Below are 3,827 nucleotides of genomic sequence, written 5' to 3' on the forward strand. Positions count from 1 at the left end.
TCGGTCGTCGTACCGCCGTCAGTGGTGGTGCCACCGTCAGTGGTCGTACCGCCGTCGGTGGTCGTGCCACCGTCGGTCGTCGTACCGCCATCGGTGGTCGTGCCACCGTCCGTGGTCGTACCGCCATCGGTGGTCGTGCCACCGTCCGTGGTCGTACCGCCGTCAGTGGTCGTACCGCCGGTGGTGGTGGTGGTGGCACCGATGATGGTGTTGCCGTCGGTGTCGCCGGTCTGGACCGAGACACCAGCTTCGACCGAACCACCGTCGTCGGTGCTGACACCGACACCGACGCCGAGGTCCAGCGCCGAAGCGGCACCCGCGGCGGTCAGCGACGCGCCGGCGGCGATCACGGCCCCCGCGGCTATGCGCGCCACGCGGATCCGCGTCTTCTTCGTCATATGGCTGCTACCCCCAGTAGCTCATCAGTGAATGGAGCAACGCCCGGGGCCGCGATCAACGGGAGCAGTCGGTTGGGTCGAAGTCCCCCGGTTCACATGCGCCCCAGTAATGCGCATGCCATACGTCACCTTTCCCAGTTTTCGCAGCAACGTCAAGGTCGTTGCGTACGCGATGTCCCGTTCACCGCATTTGACCGCGGCAACGACATGTGAGTGTGACGTAAGACCCAGACATCCCCACGCAGACAAGGCAACTGCCCTCCAGTGGAAGACAGTTGCCTTGTCGACAAAGTGCTGAAATTGTCCGGGAATTACGTCGCCGCTGTTCCCGCAGCCGTTCCCGCTCAGACGGCGGTTACTTCTCCTGCTGCTTGCGCCAGCGAATTCCGGCCTCCAGGAAGCCGTCGATCTCGCCATTGAACACGGCCTCGGGGTTGCCGACTTCGTGCTCGGTGCGGAGGTCCTTGACCATCTGGTACGGGTGCAGGACGTACGAACGCATCTGGTTGCCCCAGGAGTTGCCGCCGTCGCCCTTGAGCGCGTCCATCCTGGCCTGCTCCTCCTGGCGGCGCCGATCGAGCAGCTTCGCCTGGAGGACGTTCATCGCGGACGCCTTGTTCTGGATCTGCGACCGCTCGTTCTGACAGGAGACGACGATGCCGGTGGGGAGGTGGGTGAGGCGCACCGCGGAGTCGGTGGTGTTGACGCCCTGGCCGCCCGGCCCGGACGACCGGTAGACGTCCACCCGCAGCTCGGACTCGTCGATCTCGATGTGGTCCGTCTGCTCGACCACGGGGAGCACCTCGACACCGGCGAAGGAGGTCTGCCGCCGCCCCTGGTTGTCGAAGGGCGAGATACGGACGAGCCGGTGCGTGCCCTGCTCCACGGAGAGCGTGCCGTACGCGTACGGGATCTGGACGGCGAAGGTGGTCGACTTGATGCCGGCCTCTTCGGCGTACGACGTCTCGTAGACCTCGGTCTTGTAGCCCTTCTGCTCCGCCCAGCGCAGGTACATCCGCTGCAGCTTCTCGGCGAAGTCGGCGGCGTCGACGCCACCGGCCTCGGCGCGGATGTTGACGAGGGCCTCGCGGGAGTCGTACTCGCCGGACAGGAGGGTGCGGACCTCCATCTCGTCCAGCGCCTTCTTGACGGAGGTCAGCTCCGACTCGGCCTCGGCGCGGGTGTCCGGGTCGTCCTCCTCCTCGGCCATCTCGAAGAGGACACCGAGGTCGTCGATGCGACCGCGCAGCGTCTCCGCCTTCCTGACCTCGGCCTGGAGGTGGGAGAGCTTGCTGGTGATCTTCTGCGCCTCGTCCGGGTTGTCCCACAGGGACGGCGCGGCCGCCTGCTCCTCGAGCACGGCGATGTCTGCCCTCAGCTTGGCGAGGTCCAAAACGGCCTCGATCGACTCCATGGTCGAGGAGAGGGACTTCAGCTCTTCGGATACATCGACGACTGCCACGCCCCCAGCCTAACGGCTCCGCCGGGCGAGCCATGCGGGTGCGCCCCCGCCGGACCCCTGCCCTGGGGCTGCCGCCCGGGTGGGCTCTTCGGCTGCGGGTGGTGTGTGATCGCTCGCGCAGTTCCCCGCGCCCCTGAAAAGCAGGGGCCGCGCCCCGTGCTCACCCGCCCCCGCCGATCACCGTCGTCCCCGAGCTATCAGGCGCCCGAAGGACTCAAGGGTTCCCCGGCGCCGAGTTCTTCGTGTCGGTCGGCGCCCCACCGTCGTCGTCCCCGGAGGTGACCGCCCACGTCCCCACCACCACCGCGGCGATCAACGCCACCGCCGCCGCACTCAACGTGATCCGCCGGCGCCGAATCGCACTCCCCCGATTCCGCGCCGACCCCGGCCGAGGCGCCCCCGGCGTCCGCGGCACCCGCGCGGTCCCGCGCGCTCCCCCCGCCAGCTCGTCCGGCCCTGGCACCCGCATCGACGTGTGCGTGTCCCGGTTGGAGTCCGGCTTGGCTCCCGGCACCAACGGCACCGCCCCCCGCCGCACCCGCTCCCGCGGCGCCTCCGCCTCGGCGGGAGCCTCCTCGTACCCGTCCCCCGACTCCGTCCCCGGCTCGTCGACGTCCAGCGGCGGCATCCCCGCCAGCAACGGCAACTGTTCCCGCAACCGTGCCGCCAGCTCGGACGCCCGCAGCCGTGAGGCCGGCGCCTTGGCGAGGCACTGCACGAGCAGCTGCCACAGCTCCTCGGGGATGCCGGGCAGCGGGACGACCGTCTCGGTGACGTGGCGGCGCAGTACGGCACCGGGGTGCCCGCCGCCGAACGGCGTGAAGCCGGCCAGCAGCTCGTACAGCACGGTCGCGAGGGCGTAGATGTCCACGGCCGCGCGGGGCGGCAGGCCCTCGACTATCTCGGGGGCGAGATAGTCCGGCGTACCGATGATCTTCGTGGCACGGGTGCGGCGAGGAGAATCGATCAGCTTGGCCACGCCGAAGTCGGTGAGGAGGGCGGGATGTGAACCGCCGGGGCCCAGTGCGCCCTGCATGTCCAGCAGCACGTTCTCCGGCTTCACGTCCCGGTGGACGACCCCGGCCGCGTGCGCCGCCGCCAGGCCGTCCGCGATGTCGGCCACGATGGCGACCGCCGCCTCGGGGGCCATGCGCCGCTCCCGGTCGAGGCGGGTGCGCAGGTCCGTGCCCCGGACGAGGTCCATGACGAGGGCGAGGTCGTTGCCGTCGACGACGAGGTCGCGTACGGAGACCACGTTCGGATGGTCGAGGCCCAGCAGCGCGGTGCGCTCCTGGACGAAACGGCTGACGAGTTCCTGGTCGGACGAGAGGTCCTCGCGCAGCAGCTTGATGGCGACGGGGCCCTCCGGGCCCTCACCCAGCCACACCGTGCCGGCGCTGCCCCGCCCCAGAATCTGGTTCGCGGTGTACCGGCTTCCGATCTTCCGTCCCAAGACTGCTCCTACAGGCCGCGTGTTGGCGACAAAGCTACGCGCCCCGAGACCCAACCTTCACCGCCGAGGCGGAAATCACCCCTCAGATATCGACAAATCCCCAACCTTGGCGACCAGAAGCCACGCCCGCCGACCGGAAAGCCGAAGCGGGACACCGGGTGAAGGGCCTGAGCATGAAGGTCGACGCCGGGAGCCGGGCAGGAAAAGGTCTGAAGCCAGGAGGCCGGGCCGAGCCGGGCCACTGTGGCGGACGGTTGGAACTGGAGGCGGGGGAGCGGAGGACCGTGGCCGCGAGGCCGGGTGGGCGGGCCGCCAGGTGGGCGGACGGCCAGGCGGCCGGGCGGCCGGGCGGCCGGGCGGCGGGTCGCCGGGTGTGCGGACGGCCGCGAAGCCGGGCCGCCAGGTGGGCGGGCGGCCAGGCGGCCGGGCGGCGGGTCGCCGGGTGTGCGGACGGCCGCGAAGCCGGGCCGCCAGGTGGGCGGGTGGCCGGGCGGCGGGTCGCCAGGTGGGCGGG

Annotated in this window: 2 protein-coding genes and 1 pseudogene; all 3 read right to left on the minus strand. The window is 70.6% G+C overall.

All coding sequences use genetic code 11. The features are described 5' to 3' along the window. Positions 1-398: pseudogene (locus ACFU53_RS47180) on the minus strand (hypothetical protein); the annotation flags it as partial. 355 nt (positions 399-753) lie between these two features. Then, complete coding sequence (gene prfB, locus ACFU53_RS47185; RefSeq protein WP_384006584.1) at positions 754-1,860, minus strand: peptide chain release factor 2; 1,107 nt, start codon at positions 1,858-1,860, stop codon at positions 754-756. A 214-nt stretch (positions 1,861-2,074) separates the two neighbouring features. Next, the gene (locus ACFU53_RS47190; protein ID WP_384006587.1) at positions 2,075-3,313 is read right to left on the minus strand and encodes a serine/threonine-protein kinase; all 1,239 of its coding nucleotides are present in this window, start codon (positions 3,311-3,313) and stop codon (positions 2,075-2,077) included. Positions 3,314-3,827: the final 514 nt, after the last annotated feature.

Source organism: Streptomyces sp. NPDC057474 (assembly GCF_042802555.1).
Classification (GTDB): Bacteria; Actinomycetota; Actinomycetes; order Streptomycetales; family Streptomycetaceae; genus Streptomyces.